The organism is Moorena producens 3L (assembly GCF_000211815.1).
GTDB classification, from domain to species: domain Bacteria; phylum Cyanobacteriota; class Cyanobacteriia; order Cyanobacteriales; family Coleofasciculaceae; genus Moorena; species Moorena producens.
The window spans coordinates 521764-539321 of sequence record NZ_GL890840.1; the positions used below are offsets into that span (position 1 = coordinate 521764).

The window sequence follows — 17558 nt, forward strand, 5'->3', positions numbered from 1 at the left end:
CATACTAGAAAATATCTGAGCCGAAAAACAGAAAATCGTCGCTTAAGAAAAGACCAGGCAGGAATTATAGCTATTATAGGCGCTGCAAGTAGGTCACTTTTTAATGGGGAATCATTAAAAGTTTTTGCGGAAGATTTAACCCAACCAATCAAAGGGAAACGTCAATCATTAGCAATGTCTCGAAAATTGAATAGCTGGATGAAAGGAGCTATTCGAGACTCTTTACAAAAATGGGCTAACTGGACTGGTTCAGTAGTTTCAGAAATTCAGCCAAGCTACACGTCGCAAATTGACTCCGTAACTGGCACTCTATTAGGGGTTAGGAAAGGGGACAGTTTTATCAGATTTAATGGGGTCGTGTTGCAGGCTGATCACAATGCTGCATTAAACATCCTTGCCCGTGGTACAGACAAGGAAATCTCCCGGTTTATGACTAGGGTTGAAGTTCAAGCAGTGTTGTTGCGTCGTACCGCGCGATTCCTTGAAGATATGGACTTGAGTTTAGCTAATGCGGTTGAGCTAGGTTGGCTTGACCCTAAGCATGAGCTTTGCTCAATCTTTTAGGGATCTCCTGGCCGGGATGCCAGGAGCGCTTAGACAAGATGGGTGGTAGGCTTGACTCCAATTGCTGTTTGACCACCCCTCACTCAAGCAACAATAAATTGCACCTTGACCCGTGGTACCGGGTTTACCCCGATTAATCACGGTTTAAGAGTATCCCAATGAGTGTAACCCTCACTAACAAATCACTTTCTCTCACCACAGCTCTACCCTTAACTGGGCATCCGGCACGGGTTTATTTGAGTAGTTTGAGTCCTGGGTCGCAGCTAACAATGAGGCAAGCTTTGGATATGTTCGCGTAGCGTCGGCTTTGCCGAATCGCATCCCTACTTACTAATAACGAATGTGATGCGGATACCCTTGACTGGGCAGCTCTCACCTATCAGCACACCGCTGCCGTCCAAGCCGCACTACTAGAAATCAATTCCCCCGCCACGGTCAAGAAGAAGATGGCAGCCCTCAGAGGAGTGTTAGCTGTGGCAAAGAAGTTGAAACTGATGCAGGCAGAAGATTATGAGGCGGCGGTGGATTTACCCAGGATTAAGAATCATCCCTTACCTAGAGGTCGAGCATTAACTCAAACAGAAATTACAGCACTTATTAAGGTATGTGCCTCCGATACAACCAACCAAGGGGCTAGGGATACCGCCCTAATTGGCATTCTACGGGGTGCGGGACTGCGACGGGCAGAGGTGGTGAAGCTGGAAGTGCGAGATTTTGATGGTTCCACTGGTGCATTGGAGGTGCGTCAGGGTAAAGGGGGGAAGGATAGAACAGTTTATTTACCTGAAAACGCGATCGCGAAGCGTCGGCTTTGCCGAATCGCGTTTGTAAATGATTGGTTGAACACGAGAGGTTCCCAACCAGGGGCGCTGTTGTGCCCAATACTCAAAGGGGGGCAGATACAGAACAGAAACATGACCCCCCAGGCCGTGTTGTTGATTTTGCAGAAGCGGGCTAAACAGGCTGGGGTGGAGTCCTTTAGTCCCCATGATTTTCCCAGGACCTTCTGCTCTGATTTGCTCGATGCTGGGATTGATATTGTGACGGTGCAGAAGTTAGCTGGCCATGCTTCCCCTGTGACTACCGCTAAGTATGACCGGCGGGGTGAGGAGGTTAAGCGTAGGGCGGTTCAGAAATTGGGGTTTTAGTAGGGGTGAGACTCAACTTTGGTCTAATAGTATGCTTAAATTATCGGAAATAGTTTAGTCAAGAGGAGGCTGCGATCGCCTTTGGCGCGGCAAAGCCCATCGCGAAGGCTCGGAATGATTTAGCGTTGGTGGAAAGGGAAATTCAATCAGCTCCACCACTGCGGTTCAAGATGGATTATCTCAATATCATCCACGACCAAGACAAAATCCAGACACGACAACGACTACAGGAAAAGCGGATTAAGGCTCAGATTTCGATTCAATCTGCTATAGCTCGGTTAAATGCTGCGAAAACTCGTTACCAACAACAGATTTACCAGCATTCTCTGAAAATGATGACTTATCAAACTAATCTGCAACGGCAACAGTACCAGCTGGCATCTTTGGTGAAGCAGTCTCAGGAGGTGGAAAAGGAGCTGGCGGAATTGAGTATTGTGCGATTCTCCTAGGGAGACGCTACCCGAACGCCCTATGCTGGTCGGGTTAGGCGGGTGAAGATTCTTTCTCAGACAGACCGGGTGATCACTGCTGAGATTACTCTTGATGTTAGGGATGGTGGTTAATTCTAGGGCAAGGGCATGTTTGTGGTAGTGCTGTCTTTGCCTAATAAGTTGAAAATGATCGGAGTCAGTAACACTATCTGACCACTAATACTTGGATATTTATTCTCTCATTAAAGTATAATTGTTAGACACAATTATAATAACTGACAAACGCTTGTATAGTCAAAAAAATTGTTAATTTGTGTATAATTTAAGCAATTTAACAGTCAATAATCCGTGGTTAATAATACAAATTACTGAATTTATCTGATCAGTATTTACACAATATTTTTTTTGATAGATAATTATTTTTAGTTATCAAGGATAGTATTTACTATCAAGGAATATAAACATGATTACAACGATAAATGGAACATCAGGGAATGATTTGCTTGAGGGTACTCCTGGTGATGACCAGATTAATGGTAACGGCGGGGATGATACTCTTAAAGGTTTTGCTGGCAATGATCAAATCAATGGTGGTTCGGGAGATGATACAATTTTTAGCGGTGCTGGTGATGATCAAGTGAATGGCAACGGTGGCAATGATAATCTGAGAGCTGGTGATGAGGGTGAAATTCTTGGAAGTAGTGCTGGCAATAACCAAATCAATGGTGGTTCGGGAGATGATACAATTTTTGGCGGTGCTGGTGATGATCAGCTGAATGGCAACGGTGGCAATGATTTGCTTGTTGGTTTTGATGGAAATGACACTTTAACAGGATCTTCAGGCCAAGAGATATTTGTTGATGGCAGTGGGGATGATATTATTTTTGCTAATGGTGGAGATGATATAATTTTTGATAGCCCAGGTTTAGACCAAGTCTTTTTAGGGACAGGTGCTGCTCAAGTCGTTTTAGCTACAGGTGAAGGGTTTGATACTATCTTTAACTTTGATCTTAGTCAAGCTAAATTTGTTATAGGATTTTTTGGAGTAGACTCAGATTTTCAAAACTTGGACTTTTTTGATACAAACCAAGGAACTCAAATAGTTAACGATGGTGACCTTCTAGCAGTTGTAGTTGGAGTTCAGGCTAGTCAAATCGATAATGCTGATTTCTTTACCAATTCAGTATTATTCTAATTTGTTATTGTCAGCTTCACCTATTCGGTAGTTGCTCTTCCTCTATGGGGAAAAACCAAAAATAGACCTTATTCACAAATCTTTTGGGTGCGGCTCTTTTAAAAGTACGGTAGACTAGATCTCAGTAAAACTGACAAATTAGTCAGAGTAATAGTTTGAGTCAATACCTCCTGGTGGGTGACCAGCTGAAAAAGTCAGCAGTAGTTCAGGAAAAGTTTGGACCTATGCAACCATCGATCTCAAATGAAGACATGTTTTTCTCACAAGCGCGAGAGCTATTTGAAGAAATAGTGGACTGGCTGGGTTCAGATAGTGTTTGCGGTTTACAACATGGGGAATTAGAGAGTAAACTGCTTGAAAACGGATACGAACTATTAAGACGACTGCTGCAAGGTTACTTCGACAGACGAAGTGATGACGAGATCGAAGGAGAATGCTTAGGTAACGACGAAGCCAAGAGAACCCATAAGAAGAGATTTACAAGGAAGCTGACAACAATATTTGGCACGATCATCGCCAATCGAATCGGTTATGGTGGACGAAAAATAACTTCCCTCAACCCACTCGATGCCGAGTTAAACCTACCAGTAGAAAAATACTCCCACGGACTGAGAGAGCGAGTGGCTGTCGAAGTAGCTCGTTCAGGGTTTGGCGAAACAGTCGAAATCATACAGAAAACAACAGCCGCAAAAGTTGGTAAGCGACAAGTTGAACAATTGGCTGATCAAAGTGCTTGTGACTTTGATCAATTCTATGCTCATCAACAAGCACAATCGGTTGAATTGAAGGAGACGGGGGAAATAGTAGTTATTAGTGTGGATGGCAAGGGTGTTGTCATGCGTACAGAAGACTTACGTGCTCCCACGCAAAAAAGAGCGCTGGCAAATAGCAAGAAGTTAAATAAACGATTAACTAAGGGGGAAAAACGCAATTCAAAGCGAATGGCAACAGTGGCTTCAGTTTATACCATCAACCCTTTTGTTCGTACACCTCAACAAATTGTCAGCACAGAAGAAGAACACAAAAAAATCAAACGACCCAAACCAATCGGTAAGCGTGTTTGGGCAAGTTTAGTTAAAGAACCATCACTTGTTATAAAAGAAGCTTTTGACGAGGCATTACACCGCGACCCCAATCAACACAAGCGTTTTTGCGCTCTGGTCGATGGTAACAAGACACAATTATCGCGCTTTGAAAAAATTTGCTCGCGAACACCATCTCAAGTTAACGATTGTCCTGGATATTATTCATGTGATTGAGTATCTGTGGAAGGCTGCATTTGCCTTCTATTCGGACACTAGTCAACAAGCCGAAGTTTGGGTTAGTAAACGTTTACTGCTGATCCTTGAAGGTAAATCGAGTACAGTTGCTGGGGGTATGCGTGGTAGCGCTACAAAGCGCCAACTTTCTGCATCACAACGTCAGCCAGTGGATAAGTGTGCCAGATATTTACTCAACAACGCTGCTTACCTCAAATACCACGATTACTTGAAAGCTGGTCTTCCCATTGCCACTGGGGTTATTGAGGGCGCTTGTCGTCACTTAATCAAAGACAGGATGGACATTACCGGGGCTAGATGGAGTCTTATGGGTGCTGAGGCGGTTTTACGTCTGCGCTCGCTTTATGTTAGCGGTGATTGGCAAGAGTATTGGCCCTTTCACTTAAAGCAAGAGCATAAACGTAATCACTTGTCTTTGTACAAAGATGGCCTTCCTTTGATGAAACGACTAATTCAAGCTCGTTGCTCTATTACTGCTCCTCCTACTCTTCCGATACCTCTCTAAACCTGACCAAACGTCTTTCCAAAAGAGCCACACCCAAATCTTTTCTGGAAGTTCAATAGTCCGATGCGCTTCCAACTATATTGTTTCTAGACCCGATGATGGGTCTTTTTTTTGTAATGACTAGCCCGGCGGTTGGATCTGTCTTTTCGATGGCTGCGTTCGCGTAGCGTGGCCTAAAGGCCAATCGCACACCCTTTCCTCATCTCTACATTCCCTGGGTTTCTTGTTCAGGTACAGCTGCGATCGCAAACCCAAACCCCATCTCTACATGCCCAGCTCATCCCGTTGGTAATGTCTTAGTCATTATCGGGTAGTGGTTCTTCTGTTGTTGGAGTCTTGTAAGTGGGTAGAGACCGGATAAATTCCCTGATCAGTTCTGTTTTACCCCTGTGATACTGTTTACAATACTCCTCTAGTGCCTCAAATTCATGCTCTGGAAGTTTGAGGCTCATTATTTTTTTATTTTTGGCCTTGTCATGGATGCGTTTATAGTGTAATGTTTAAATAACGCTTATGACATTACCCAGTAAAGCTCATGACGTTACCAGAAACAGATAGTGTGATGGGAGTGAATGGTGCTCACTCCCATCACAACCGTGGTAGGAGAGGAACTCCTACCTGTTCTTTACAAGCTGCTTCTAGTTTATCTGAAAGGTTGTTCGCGTAGCGTGGCCTATTGGCCAAGGTTGTTGAAGGTTGTTCGGCGTAGCGTGGCCAATAGGCCAAGGTTGAATTCACTTCTGCCTTCTGCCCTCTGCCTTGTTTTCCCCAAAGTATAAGTATTCAACGTCTTAAACTATCCTTATGTTGCTATTAGCTAAATTATTTACCATTCTAACTTTTTAAATGTAACTAATTATTACAATATCGAAAATTTATCTCGATTTTTTTGAATTTCCACTTGACAACAACCATAGCCACTATTTATAATATAATCATGGCTAAAAGAGCCGCGCTTCTTGCTTGAGCGGGCACAAGCGCGGCTCTCTACCAAACTACAGTTTAGGTAACTCTATCATAATGGCAAAGAAACAATCCTTTCATCATCCCATCGATTATCACGAAGCGATGGAGCGTCTTGAGCAGCTTGGACAACAGAGGGAACCGAAGCAGGAAAATTTGTATCCCTATCCCATCAAGGAGCGATGCAGCGCGGTCTTGGGGGTTTCCCCCATGAGCGACTGCATCAAGAAGCGAGAGCAAATACTAATCCGACTGTATAGTTACTACCAATTGGGCATGACACCGCAGCGTTTTTACCAAAAGTGGGACTTAACCCAGGAAGATCTAGCTTTGATCTGCTCTTGTTCCGCTCACACTGTTAATGGCTGGTTTAATACTAGTCGTCGCTGTTACCCTCCGACTCCTGTTCACTTGCAACCTCTGGCGATTATGGATTTTTTGTTGGAGGATTTTGAGACTATTCCGAGGGAGTTATTGGATCGATTGTGCTTGAAGGAGGAGAGAATGGTGAATTAAGAATGTAGAATGTAGAATTTAGAATGCAGAATGTAGAATTTAGAATTAATAATGGTGAATGGTGAAGTCAGAAGGCAGAAGTCAGAAGTCAGAAGGCAGAAGGCAGAATTTCCAATTCCCAATTCCCAATTCTTTATTACCAATTCCCAATTCTTAATTCCCAATTCCCAATTCTTAATTCTACATTCTAAATTCTTAATTCTACATTCTACATTCTTAATTCTACATTCTTATCTTGATTCAGCAACGCCAAATCACTTAGTAAAGCACTGCACCTGGTCCTTCAGAAATACCAGTCTTGGGTACTTCTTCGTCTCCAACCCATTCAGAACCATCAAACACATTACACCACATCCATCCACTGTCATCTCGCCCTTGATGTAACAGGTAAATTTGGTCATTATATACGACTGCTGATGGTCCAGCAGTTATCCCAGTTTTATGTATCTTGTGATCTCCAGCCCACTCATTGCCATCGAAGATATTACACCAGACCCAACCGTTATCACCTCTGCCCTCGTGAAACACGTATATTTGACCGTTGTAGACTAATGCATCTGGATCATCGGTTAAACCTGTGCCCCGTACCTCTTTATCTCCAGCCCACTCATTGCCATCAAAAACGTTATACCAGAGCCAGCCACTATCCCCTCGTCCTTGGTGGAACACATAGAGGAGGTCATTGTATACTACTGCTGATGGACTAGACGTAATTCCGGTCTTAGGAACTTCTTGATCTCCAGCCCACTCATTGCCATCAAAAACGTTATACCAGAGCCAACCACTATCTCCTCGTCCTTGGTGGAATACATAGAGAAGGTCATTGTATACTACTGCTGATGGGCCAGCAGTTATACCAGTCTTACCAATTTCTTGATCTCCAGCCCAGTCATTGCCATCAAAAACGTTATACCAGAGCCAACCACTATCTCCCCGTCCTTGGTGGAACACATAGAGAAGGTCATTGTATACTACTGCTGATGGATCTCCTGTCATCCCAGTTTTAGGAACTTGTTGGTCTCCAACCCATTCATTGCCATCAAAAACGTTATACCAGAGCCAGCCACTATCTCCTCGCCCCTGATGAAATACGTAGATGTTGCTCATTGTTAGTTCCCTAATTTGTCTCTAGTTAATCATAGTAATACTACCTAGGGGGGTGACATGTTTTTTGGGTAATAATTTCAGTCTATAAGTTACAAAAAGATACATTCTGTTAGGCTAAAGGGGGGTAAGGATAGGAGGGTTTATTTACCGGAAAGTGCGTTCGCGGAGCGGCTCTGAAGAGCATCGCTTTTGTAAATGATTGGTTGACCACAAGAGGTAACCAACCAGGGGCGCTGTTGTGCCCAATACTCAAAGGGGGGCAGATACAGTACAGAAAAATGACCCCCCAGGCAGTATTGTTGATTTTGCAGAAGCGGGCTAAACAGGCTGGGGTCGAGTCCTTTAGTCCCCATGATTTTCCCAGGACCTTTTGCTCTGATTTGCTTGATGCTGGGATTGATATTGTGACGGTACAAAAGTTAGCTGGCCATGCTTCCCCTGTGACTACCGCTAAGTATGATAGACGGGGTGAGGAGGTTAAGCGTAGGGCGGTGCAGAAGTTGGGATTTTAGGAGGGGGGTTTTTGGTTTGAGTGCTGGATGAATGGAAAATCAGCCGCTAAAGCCTAAAATTCAGCCTGTTACCGCAGTTTTGGGAGAGACAGGAAATTAGCCTTCGCCTAGCTTTTGGAAATCATGATTTGTTTGAAATCCTTGCTGGATACAGCTATCGTTTTGTTCAATATTATTAGTTGACTAACACGAAATCAGTACGGATATTCAGCATCGATGCGGACTGGATGGGATTGTGTTTATAAATAGCTGACTGTTATTTTAATCCCGTTAACGGTTCTTACCGGAGATTCAAGTTCACATTTTCTTTCCATGGGAATTGGTAGCGTTATCGTAAATGGCTTTTTCGATGCCCCTTAGTTGAGCGCTAAATGCTGACATAATTGCTAGATTCGTCTTAACTAGGTTTTATCTTCAACTGGCTTAGAAAGCTCACATTCTACTGTTATTTTAAGATTACTTTTAGCCGTCCCCTTGGTGACATAAGGAATCCCCGCCTCTCCCCCTAATTCAATCCCAAATTCTAAGGTAACTTTTTTAACGTTAGGTATTGGCTTTTTCTTGAAGGCATTTAAACCAATAATAGTGTAAGCCCGGATCGTCCCTTCAATGAGTTGAGCGTGCTGTATTATTTGCTGTCGTAGCCTTTCAGGAGAACTCATGCCCTTGTCAGTAAGGGCTTCTTCTTCCTCTTCCTCTTCGTCTTGGTTATCTGGGCTGCTTACCGTAGGAATGTCTAAATCTTCTGTAGCTTCAACATAAATAATTGTGCCATCCTCTAGCTGAATTGGCGTTAATTGTGTCATAATATAATATTTACTAAACTATTTCCCAGCAAGACTGATAACATAATTGTATTCCTCTTAATCACCTATTTATCTAAAGAAAGCTGGTTTTTATGAGTCGGAATGCCTTAGTAATAGGAATTAGTACCTACAGCTATGAACGCCTCAATAATTTAACGGCACCTGGGCAGGATGCAGAAGCTGTAGCCCAATTACTAGAGAAGTATGGAGACTTTAAGGTAACACGACTTCCGGCGGTTAAGGATAAACATAATAATACCATTCGCGTTGGTAAAAAAACCAAAGTCACTCTGACTCAGTTAGAAGACGCCATAGTACAATTGTTCAAACCAAATGGGAAACCCCCAGATACGGCGCTACTCTATTTTTCTGGGCATGGTTTACGAAAAAGCAAAGGCATACAAGAAGGCTTTTTGGCCACTAGTGATGTTAACCCAGACATGGGTTCTTGGGGTTTATCCTTACAATGGCTACGGCGACTGTTACAAGACAGTGAAGTAAGACAGCAGATTATTATTTTGGATTGCTGTTATGCCGGGGAAGTGCTAAATGTAGCAGAAGCAGACCCGGGAGACCGGGGTAAAGGCAGAGACCGGTGTTTCATTGCTGCTTCTCGTGCCTTTGAACTCGCCTATGAAGACATTGGTAGTAATCATAGTGTTCTCACCTCTGCACTAATCCTAGGATTGGAACCAAGCCAAGAGCGATGGGTAACTAACTATACCTTAGTTGATTTACTCACTCAACAACAGAATGCTTTTCCCCAGCGTCCTATTTTTAGTAATTCTGGTGAACCGATTAATCTGACTCGCAGGTGGACCGCAGCAACAAAACAGTTGGCTGCCTCAGCAAAAAGTATCTGTCCTTATAAGGGTTTGGCTTATTTCGATTGTACGGAAGAAGATGCCAGGTATTTCTACGGTCGTACTGCCTTAACAGATCAATTGTTGGATAAGGTGCGTGTTGGTAATTTTCTCGCTGTCTTGGGAGCGTCTGGTAGTGGGAAATCTAGTGTAGTTAGGGCGGGATTATTGTATCAGTTACAACTGGGACGGAGGTTATCTGGTAGTGAAAGTTGGCAGATAAAAATCCTTCAGCCCGGTGAACACCCCCTCAATTCCTTAGCACTAACCTTTGTAGATTCTGGGTTATCTGATATCGAACGGGCGACTCAATTAGCTCAAGCCGAAGATTTGATCCAAAAGGGTTCTGAAGGGTTAAGACAATTAATCGGTGTGACCGATACCCAGCGGCTAATACTGGTAGTTGATCAGTTTGAAGAAGCCTTTACCTTGTGTCAGGATAGCTCAGAAAGGCAGCAGTTTTTTGAATGCTTATTAGGAGCTTTACCTAAAACCGGGGATAAACTCTGCTTGGTATTGACAATGCGGGCAGACTTTTTTGGTAAATGTCTTGAACAGGACTATAGCGGATTGGCACAGCAGATTCAAGAACATGGGATTGCTGTGATGCCCATGTCACCAGAGGAGTTAAAACAGGCCATTGTAGAACCAGCCAAACAGGTAGAATTGGACATTGAGCCAGAACTGGTAAAGGAAATACTAGCAGATGTAGAGGATGCGCCAGGATATCTTCCCTTACTGCAATATACCCTGACACGACTGTGGGAAGAAAGCACTGATAACTGTTTGCGGCTCAACACCTATGTGAAATTGGGTGGTGTGATGGGTACTTTGCGTCAACGGGCGACTGAGGTGTATGAGCTATTTTCTGAAGAAGAACAAGCAGCAGTTAAGCATATTTTTCTAGCACTAACTCAGTTGGGGGAAGGGACAGAAGATACCCGTAGACGAGTATTAAAGCCGAGTTTAGTGAATCAGCGCTACAGGGAAGAACTTATTGATACCGTAGTTCAAAAATTGGCTGATGAAAAGCTAGTTGTTACCACTGAAATGGTAGGTAAAGGAGAAGGAACAAAGAGAGTAGCAGTGGTGGATGTGGCTCATGAAGCCTTGATTCGTCATTGGAGTCTGTTGCGGAATTGGATAAGTGAAAACCGGGATGGGATGAGAATAGCCCGTAAGATTGAGACGGCGGCTGAAGAGTGGAAAAGGGAAGGTAAGCCAGAAGAAATTGCTTTTTTACTATCAGGAGCAAAATTAAGTAATGCTGAGGATTATGTCTCTAAAGAGATCTACTGGGGTCAACTTAATAGTGAGGCACAAGAACTTATTAAAGTTAGTCAAAAAGTCCGCGATAGCATAATTGACAAAGAAAAACAACGTCAACAGAAACTACTAGAGGAGTCTGAAGGCAGACTAAAAGCAGAGGTAAAGGCTCGTCAATTAGCAGAGGAAAATCAGAAGCAACTTAGGATTTTGTTTATCTTGGTTATAGTGGGCGGAATTATTGCCGCTATTTTTGGCTTAAAATTTCGTAAACAGGCAATTAATGCGCAATTACAAGCAGAAGCTACTAATATCAAGTATTCTCTATCAGTAAAACCTACTACAAAAGAATTGATCCAAGCTATTGAAGCAACAGCTGAGATTGAAAATTACCAAAAATCCTTACAAGCAAAAGTAATCTATTTAGAACCAAAGGTTATCAATGAAGTTCATTCTAGCTTGTTAACAGCTTTAGATAAGGTTCGAGAAAGGAATATTTTACAAGGTTATACTGCTGATGTCACTGATATCGCTTTTAGTCCAGATGGCAAACAGATTCTCAGTGGCAGTGACGACGGAAAAGTGCGTTTATGGAACACAGAAACCGGTCAACTAATCCATACATTAGAAGGTCATACTGATGATGTCACTGATATCGCTTTTAGTCCAGATGGCAAACAGATTCTCAGTGGCAGTGATGACAGAACAGTGCGGTTGTGGGACACAGAAACCGGTCAGCTAATCCATACATTAGAAGGTCATACTAATGATATCAATGCAATCGCTTTTAGCCGAGATGGCAAACAGATTCTCAGTGGCAGTTTTGACAAGACTGTGCGGTTGTGGGACACAGAAACCGGTCAGCTAATCCATACATTAGAAGGTCATACATACTTGGTCACTGATATCGCTTTTAGCCCAGATGGCAAACAGATTCTCAGTGGCAGTAGAGACAAGACTGTGCGGTTGTGGGACACAGAAACCGGTCAGCTAATCCATACATTAGAAGGTCATACTAATGATATCAATGCGATCGCTTTTAGTCCAGATGGCAACAAGATTCTCAGTGGGGGTGATGACAACAGCTTGAGGTTATGGGACACAGAATCCGGTCAACTAATTCACACCTTACAAGGTCATGCAAATCATGTTACTTCGATCGCCTTTAGTCCAGATGGCAACAAGATTCTCAGTGGGGGTGATGACAACAGCTTGAGGTTATGGGACACAGAATCCGGTCAACTAATTCACACCTTACAAGGTCATACAGACTTTGTCAATGATATCGCCTTTAGTCCAGATGGCAACAAGATTTTCAGTGGCAGTGATGACAACACCTTACGCTTGTGGGACACACAATCCGGTCAACTTCTCTATACTTATGAAGGTCATACAAGGAATGTTTTGGCGATCGCCTTTAGCCGAGATGGCAACAAGATTCTCAGTGGCAGTTGGGACGACACCTTACGGTTGTGGGACACACAATCCGGTCAACTAATTCGCACCTTACAAGGCCATAAAAGTTATGTCAATGGTATCGCCTTTAGCCCAGATGGCAACAAGATTCTCAGTAGGGGTGATGACAACACTGTGCGGTTGTGGGACACAGGATCCGGTCAACTTCTCTATGCCTTGGAAGGTCATAAAAGTTATGTCAATGATATCGCTTTTAGTCCAGATGGCAAACGGATTCTCAGTAGCAGTCATGACCACAGCTTGAGGTTGTGGGACACAGATTCCGGTCAACTAATTCGCACCTTACAAGGCCATAAAAGTTATGTCAATGATATCGCCTTTAGTCCAGATGGTAACAAGATTCTCAGTGGCAGTGCCGACAAAACCTTGCGGTTGTGGGACACACAATCCGGTCAACTTCTCCATAACTTGGAAGGTCATGAAAGTTTTGTCCATGATATCGCCTTTAGTCCAGATGGTAACAAGATTCTCAGTGCCAGTTGGGACAAAACCTTGCGGTTGTGGGACACACAATCCGGTCAACTAATTCGCACCTTACAAGGCAAAAAAAGTAATGTCTATGATATCGCCTTTAGCCCAGATGGCAACAAGATTCTCAGTGGCAATTTAGACAACACTGTGCGCTTATGGGACACACAATCCGGTCAACTTCTCTATACCTTGAAAGGTCATAAAAGTTATGTCACTGAGATCGCTTTTAGTCCAGATGGTAACAAGATTCTCAGTGGCAGTGATGACAACACCTTACGCTTGTGGAACACACAATCCGGTCAACTTCTCTATACTTTGAAAGGTCATACAGCTCGTGTCAATGGGATCGCCTTTAGCCAAAATGGCAAACAGATTCTCAGTGGCAGTGCCGACAAAACCTTGCGGTTATGGAACACACAATCCGGTCAACTTCTCCATACTTATGAAGGTCATACAGCTCCTGTCAATGGGATCGCCTTGAGCCGAGATGGCAACAAGATTCTCAGTGGCAGTTTGGACAACACAGTGCGGTTATGGCGTAATTACACTTGGCAAGAGGCTTTAAAAGAGGGATGTAATCAACTACAATTTCATCCTGACCTCGCTGCGCCTCAAAATCATCAAGATAATAAAAAAGATAATAAAGCAGGAGAAGCCTGTCTCAAGTATGCCGATTGGGACGATAAAGCCAAAGCAGACTTTCTGGTAAGACAAGGTAAGGCTATTTTACAAAAAGAGCAAAATATCAAGGCTGCTGTTAAAAAATTTAAAAAAGCGCAAAAACTCTATCCTGACATCGACCTCAATCCATATACAGAAGAAATCGACAAAGACCCAAAAACAGTAGCGAAACAGTTAGCCTCAGAATGAAAATAATCAATTTGCAGTATTTTTAAGACAAGTAACTGGGGTTACCGGAACTTACAGATTCTTCCAAATTCTAATCGAATGAAAATTTTGAATTAAGAATGGAGAATTATATTCTTAATTCAAAAACGATTCTGGTTTGCGATCGCACTTCGCCTGGGAGCATGTCACCTTTGTAATTAGGTAAATAGATCCCCCCTAGCCCCCCTTAAAAAAGGGGGGAATTAGATTCAAAAGTCCCCCTTATTAAGGGGGATTTAGGGGGATCTAAATCAGGGATTAACAAAATTGACATGCTCCGCTTTGCCTTGGCCTGGTGTTGCGATCGCGATTATTTTCATGACTGGCTTATATCATGTCTTAGCGCAGTATGAAACACATTTTAATTAGGTTAGAGAGGATAATAATAGTATTTTTAAAGCACGGATAATATGACGATTGGCTGCTTTCTACCATAGCCTCTGGATTGGATAACCATCAAAAACAGAATCTATACTCAACAAAGGCATCTGTTCCACAACAGCTTGAGCGATCAGAAGTCGGTCAAAAGGATCACGATGCTGTAATGGTAAACTTGCTAATGCATAGATATGATCTAACTCAATTGGTAAAAAGTACAAATCATTTGTCTGCTGCTGTCTTTCCAACACCTCAGCCAGCGGAAAGTTAAATGATAGTTTGTTAAGTTGGAGTTTGATTTGCATTTCCCAGACACTAACCAAACTCAAGAACAATTCGTTTTGCCTATCAGCCAGTAAACTTTTAACCTGTTCTGATAACTTTCTTTGACTTACCGTCAACCAGATAAACGTATGAGTATCCAATAGCAGTTTCATGATTAACCTGCCTGAGACTGATCTGACAATGGATCGTTCTCACCGAACCAAAATTCATCAGATAGAGGCTCGTTGAAATCATCACTGATCCATCCTTGTCCTTCCAGCAACCCTAAAATCCGAGGAGCCTGAGATTGACTGGGCTCAGATTCAACATACTTAAGAGCCAGAAACTCCACAAACTCAAACACCATCTGCTGTTGCTGTGCTGGTAATGCCTGCAAGCTTCTCAGAAATTCTTGAGGTAAACCTATCGTCTGGTGATTCATCACTACCCTTTCATCAAACACTTATTATTTTGGGCGTTGCTGAATTGAAGTATGAATGGGCGATTGTTTGGTTTTGGTAAAGCCCCCTAAATCCCCCGAGCGAGCAATCCCTCGCTCGGGGGACTTTTAGAGTTTTGTTCCCCCGCCGGTGCGCTTTCCGTTGGCGAATTAAATTCGCCACGGGTCGCACCGCAAAATTGGGGGGCTAGGGCGTGTTTTCAAAGTTTTCCGCAAGATTATGATCCCCCCCAGCCCCCCTTGAAAAAGGGGGGAGCCATACTCAAATTCCCCCTTTTTTAAGGGGGATTTAGGGGGATCTCCGAGTTTGAAGACACGCCCTAGGGGGGCACAATCATACCCAGAATCACCAACGCCTTATTTTGCTTGGATAGAACTTATCCAATCTTATCTATTCTTGGGCACAATGTCTTGATGCAGCGCAGTCATCGGTAATTGCTATGATAAAATATCTTTCCAATAGCTGGTAAGTGAGGAGGGTGGCTATTGCAACAACTATTACGTATTTCTAGACTAATTGATAGCTTCAACGAGAGAATTGGTCGCTTAACCTACTGGATTTTGCCACTGATGATCCTGATTGGTGTGTGGAATGTCGTTGGTCGCTACTTGGGACGTTTTATAGGAGAAAACTTGAGTTCTAATGGGTTTATCGAAACTCAGTGGTACTTATTTGACTTAGTATTCCTGTTGGGGGCGGCTTACACTCTCAAGCATAATGGCCATGTGCGAGTGGATGTTTTTTATAAGAGTTTGAAGCCAAAGGCTCAAGCGATCGCTAATTTAATTGGGACATTATTGTTCTTAATTCCGTTCTGCATCATGGTAATTTATTTTTCTTGGGGAGCAATTGTTAATTCCTGGACGATTCAAGAAATGTCACCAGATCCAGGAGGGTTACCCCGTTACCCAATTAAATCCATGATTATTGTCAGCTTTGGGTTGCTGATTCTTCAAGGAATCTCAGAAGCCATCAAAAACTGGGCAATTTTTGCTGGATATTTGGCACCCCAGGAGGAGGAATAAAACCATGGGTTATGACTGGTTAGGTCCGGCCATGTTTGGCGGTGCCTTGGTATTACTTTCCATCGGCTACCCGGTGGCCTTCTCCCTAGGTGGGGTGGCAATTTTGTTTGCCATCGTGGGAGTGAGTTTGGGTATCTTTGACCCGATATTCCTGACCGCTATGCCCCAGCGGATTTTCGGCATCATGGGCAACTACACTCTCCTAGCAGTGCCCTACTTTATTTTTATGGGTTCGATGCTAGAAAAATCTGGCATTGCTGAGCAGCTGTTGGAAACCATGGGCATTCTGTTTGGACGGCTGCGAGGGGGATTGGCCTTAGCGGTGGTGATTGTGGGGGCGTTGCTGGCGGCATCTACTGGAGTCGTTGCCGCAACAGTAGTAGCCATGGGACTGATTTCCCTACCAATAATGTTGCGCTACGGTTATAATAAAGAACTAGCCACTGGCGTAATCGTGGCATCCGGGACATTAGGACAGATTATCCCCCCTAGTGTAGTCCTAGTAGTATTAGCAGATCAGTTAGGAATTTCCGTAGGAGACCTGTTTATCGGTTCCGTGATTCCTGGTTTAATGATGGCTGGGGCGTTTGCCATTCATGTGATCATTGTAGCATGGCTCAAGCCAGACGCAGCACCAGCCCTACCCCTAGAAGTGCGAGATATTAGTGGCAAAGCTTTGGGAAAGCGGGTGATCCAATCAATGGTACCGCCATTATTGTTAATTCTATTAGTATTGGGCAGTATCTTTTTTGGGATTGCCACTCCAACGGAAGCAGGGGCTGTGGGTTGCCTGGGCGCAATAGTATTGGCTGGTGTCAATGGTCAGTTGAATTTGGCATCCCTGCGACAGAGCTCTGATGCCACGATGCGGATTACCAGCATGGTGATATTTATATTGCTGGGTTCAACAGCATTTAGTTTAGTGTTTCGTGGCTTGAATGGCGATCGCGTCATGGAAGCGATGCTGTTAAACCTTCCCGGCGGTTACATTGGCTTCCTAATAGTCAGTATGTTAACGATTTTCCTACTAGGCTTCTTTATAGACTTTTTTGAGATTGCCTTTATTGTAGTACCGCTGTTTGCTCCAGTCGCCCAACAGCTTAACCTTGATTTGGTCTGGTACGGGGTAATTATCGGAGCCAATCTCCAAGCCTCATTTCTGACACCACCCTTTGGCTTTGCTCTGTTTTATTTACGGGGTGTTGCCCCACCAGAAGTGAAAACCATGGAAATTTACCGAGGTGCGATTCCGTTTATTCTGTTGCAACTACTGGTTTTAGTGTTGATTATTGCCTTTCCTGGTATAGTCAGTTTCTTGCCATCTTTGAGTACTTGATATCAAGTCCGGTTGAATACCCATAATAAAAGATGTAGGGTGGCAGTGCAGCAGACAGATCATCAAGCTTGCAAACCGCGTTGGTAGGCACTGCCCACCTACG

14 protein-coding genes and 2 pseudogenes are annotated in these 17558 nt (G+C 43.5%); 10 read left to right on the forward strand and 6 right to left on the reverse strand.

Annotation, left to right across the window (positions count from 1 at the left end; translation table 11 throughout):
• From LYNGBM3L_RS47130 to LYNGBM3L_RS36135, 5 genes and pseudogenes are all read left to right on the forward strand, one after another.
• Positions 1–564, forward strand: a 564-nt coding sequence (locus LYNGBM3L_RS47130) for a zinc ribbon domain-containing protein (RefSeq protein WP_229414375.1), incomplete at its 5' end; no start/stop codon positions are given.
• A 158-nt stretch (positions 565–722) separates the two neighbouring features.
• Positions 723–1712, forward strand: a pseudogene (locus LYNGBM3L_RS08595) (tyrosine-type recombinase/integrase).
• A gap of 125 nt (positions 1713–1837) precedes the next feature.
• A complete protein-coding gene (locus LYNGBM3L_RS08600) occupies positions 1838–2161 on the forward strand; it encodes a hypothetical protein (protein ID WP_131827012.1) in 324 nt (107 codons plus the stop codon).
• Positions 2162–2606: 445 nt separating this feature from the next.
• Positions 2607–3338 carry a calcium-binding protein gene (locus tag LYNGBM3L_RS08605; RefSeq protein ID WP_008181423.1) on the forward strand — a complete coding sequence of 244 codons (732 nt, stop codon included), beginning with the start codon at positions 2607–2609 and terminating at the stop codon, positions 3336–3338.
• 224 nt (positions 3339–3562) lie between these two features.
• A protein-coding gene (locus LYNGBM3L_RS36135; protein WP_193374691.1) for an ISKra4-like element ISMpr2 family transposase occupies positions 3563–5123 on the forward strand; the annotation gives its coding sequence in 2 pieces (ribosomal slippage) (positions 3563–4525 and positions 4527–5123; 1560 coding nt in all).
• A gap of 296 nt (positions 5124–5419) precedes the next feature.
• Here LYNGBM3L_RS36135 and LYNGBM3L_RS45555 read toward each other — a convergent pair.
• Entirely contained in the window at positions 5420–5575 is a 156-nt protein-coding gene (locus LYNGBM3L_RS45555; protein ID WP_008181428.1) for a hypothetical protein, read from the reverse strand.
• A gap of 136 nt (positions 5576–5711) precedes the next feature.
• Positions 5712–5861 (reverse strand): hypothetical protein, encoded by a 150-nt coding sequence (locus LYNGBM3L_RS43055; RefSeq protein WP_154659713.1) that lies wholly within the window; start codon positions 5859–5861, stop codon positions 5712–5714.
• A 282-nt stretch (positions 5862–6143) separates the two neighbouring features.
• Between LYNGBM3L_RS43055 and LYNGBM3L_RS08620 the strand changes: the two genes are divergently transcribed.
• Positions 6144–6602, forward strand: coding sequence for a hypothetical protein (locus LYNGBM3L_RS08620; protein ID WP_008181431.1), 459 nt, complete (start codon positions 6144–6146; stop codon positions 6600–6602).
• Positions 6603–6860: 258 nt separating this feature from the next.
• Here LYNGBM3L_RS08620 and LYNGBM3L_RS08625 read toward each other — a convergent pair whose 3' ends face one another.
• The gene (locus tag LYNGBM3L_RS08625; protein WP_008181433.1) at positions 6861–7709 is read right to left on the reverse strand and encodes a hypothetical protein; all 849 of its coding nucleotides are present in this window, start codon (positions 7707–7709) and stop codon (positions 6861–6863) included.
• 117 nt (positions 7710–7826) lie between these two features.
• Between LYNGBM3L_RS08625 and LYNGBM3L_RS50195 the strand changes: the two are divergent.
• A pseudogene (locus tag LYNGBM3L_RS50195) lies at positions 7827–8221 on the forward strand (tyrosine-type recombinase/integrase); the annotation flags it as partial.
• Between the two features lie 401 nt (positions 8222–8622).
• Here LYNGBM3L_RS50195 and LYNGBM3L_RS08635 read toward each other — a convergent pair.
• Positions 8623–9027 carry a CU044_2847 family protein gene (locus LYNGBM3L_RS08635; protein WP_008181438.1) on the reverse strand — a complete coding sequence of 135 codons (405 nt, stop codon included), beginning with the start codon at positions 9025–9027 and terminating at the stop codon, positions 8623–8625.
• 92 nt (positions 9028–9119) lie between these two features.
• Between LYNGBM3L_RS08635 and LYNGBM3L_RS34765 the strand changes: the two genes are divergently transcribed.
• Positions 9120–13973, forward strand: coding sequence for an nSTAND1 domain-containing NTPase (locus LYNGBM3L_RS34765; RefSeq protein ID WP_008181439.1), 4854 nt, complete (start codon positions 9120–9122; stop codon positions 13971–13973).
• A 446-nt stretch (positions 13974–14419) separates the two neighbouring features.
• On the opposite strand, the gene LYNGBM3L_RS08645 is transcribed toward LYNGBM3L_RS34765, so the two are convergent.
• Together LYNGBM3L_RS08645 and LYNGBM3L_RS08650 are read right to left on the reverse strand one after the other, a co-directional pair.
• Positions 14420–14806 (reverse strand): type II toxin-antitoxin system VapC family toxin, encoded by a 387-nt coding sequence (locus LYNGBM3L_RS08645; RefSeq protein WP_008181441.1) that lies wholly within the window; start codon positions 14804–14806, stop codon positions 14420–14422.
• Positions 14807–14808: 2 nt separating this feature from the next.
• Complete coding sequence (locus LYNGBM3L_RS08650) at positions 14809–15075, reverse strand: DUF2281 domain-containing protein (protein WP_044492422.1); 267 nt, start codon at positions 15073–15075, stop codon at positions 14809–14811.
• Positions 15076–15579: 504 nt separating this feature from the next.
• Here LYNGBM3L_RS08650 and LYNGBM3L_RS08655 point away from each other — a divergent pair.
• Positions 15580–16119: a TRAP transporter small permease subunit gene (locus tag LYNGBM3L_RS08655; protein WP_008181445.1), complete on the forward strand. Its 540-nt coding sequence runs from the start codon at positions 15580–15582 to the stop codon at positions 16117–16119.
• A 4-nt stretch (positions 16120–16123) separates the two neighbouring features.
• Positions 16124–17455: a TRAP transporter large permease gene (locus tag LYNGBM3L_RS08660; protein ID WP_008181447.1), complete on the forward strand. Its 1332-nt coding sequence runs from the start codon at positions 16124–16126 to the stop codon at positions 17453–17455.
• Positions 17456–17558 lie beyond the last annotated feature (103 nt).

Coding starts and splice junctions, on each gene's coding strand:
- LYNGBM3L_RS45555 (WP_008181428.1), bottom strand. CDS start 5,575: ATGAGCCTCAAACTTCCAGAGCATGAATTTGAGGCACTAGAGGAGTAT.
- LYNGBM3L_RS08625 (WP_008181433.1), bottom strand. CDS start 7,709: ATGAGCAACATCTACGTATTTCATCAGGGGCGAGGAGATAGTGGCTGG.
- LYNGBM3L_RS08605 (WP_008181423.1), top strand. CDS start 2,607: ATGATTACAACGATAAATGGAACATCAGGGAATGATTTGCTTGAGGGT.
- LYNGBM3L_RS08645 (WP_008181441.1), bottom strand. CDS start 14,806: ATGAAACTGCTATTGGATACTCATACGTTTATCTGGTTGACGGTAAGT.
- LYNGBM3L_RS34765 (WP_008181439.1), top strand. CDS start 9,120: ATGAGTCGGAATGCCTTAGTAATAGGAATTAGTACCTACAGCTATGAA.
- LYNGBM3L_RS08620 (WP_008181431.1), top strand. CDS start 6,144: ATGGCAAAGAAACAATCCTTTCATCATCCCATCGATTATCACGAAGCG.
- LYNGBM3L_RS08650 (WP_044492422.1), bottom strand. CDS start 15,075: ATGAATCACCAGACGATAGGTTTACCTCAAGAATTTCTGAGAAGCTTG.
- LYNGBM3L_RS08660 (WP_008181447.1), top strand. CDS start 16,124: ATGGGTTATGACTGGTTAGGTCCGGCCATGTTTGGCGGTGCCTTGGTA.
- LYNGBM3L_RS08635 (WP_008181438.1), bottom strand. CDS start 9,027: ATGACACAATTAACGCCAATTCAGCTAGAGGATGGCACAATTATTTAT.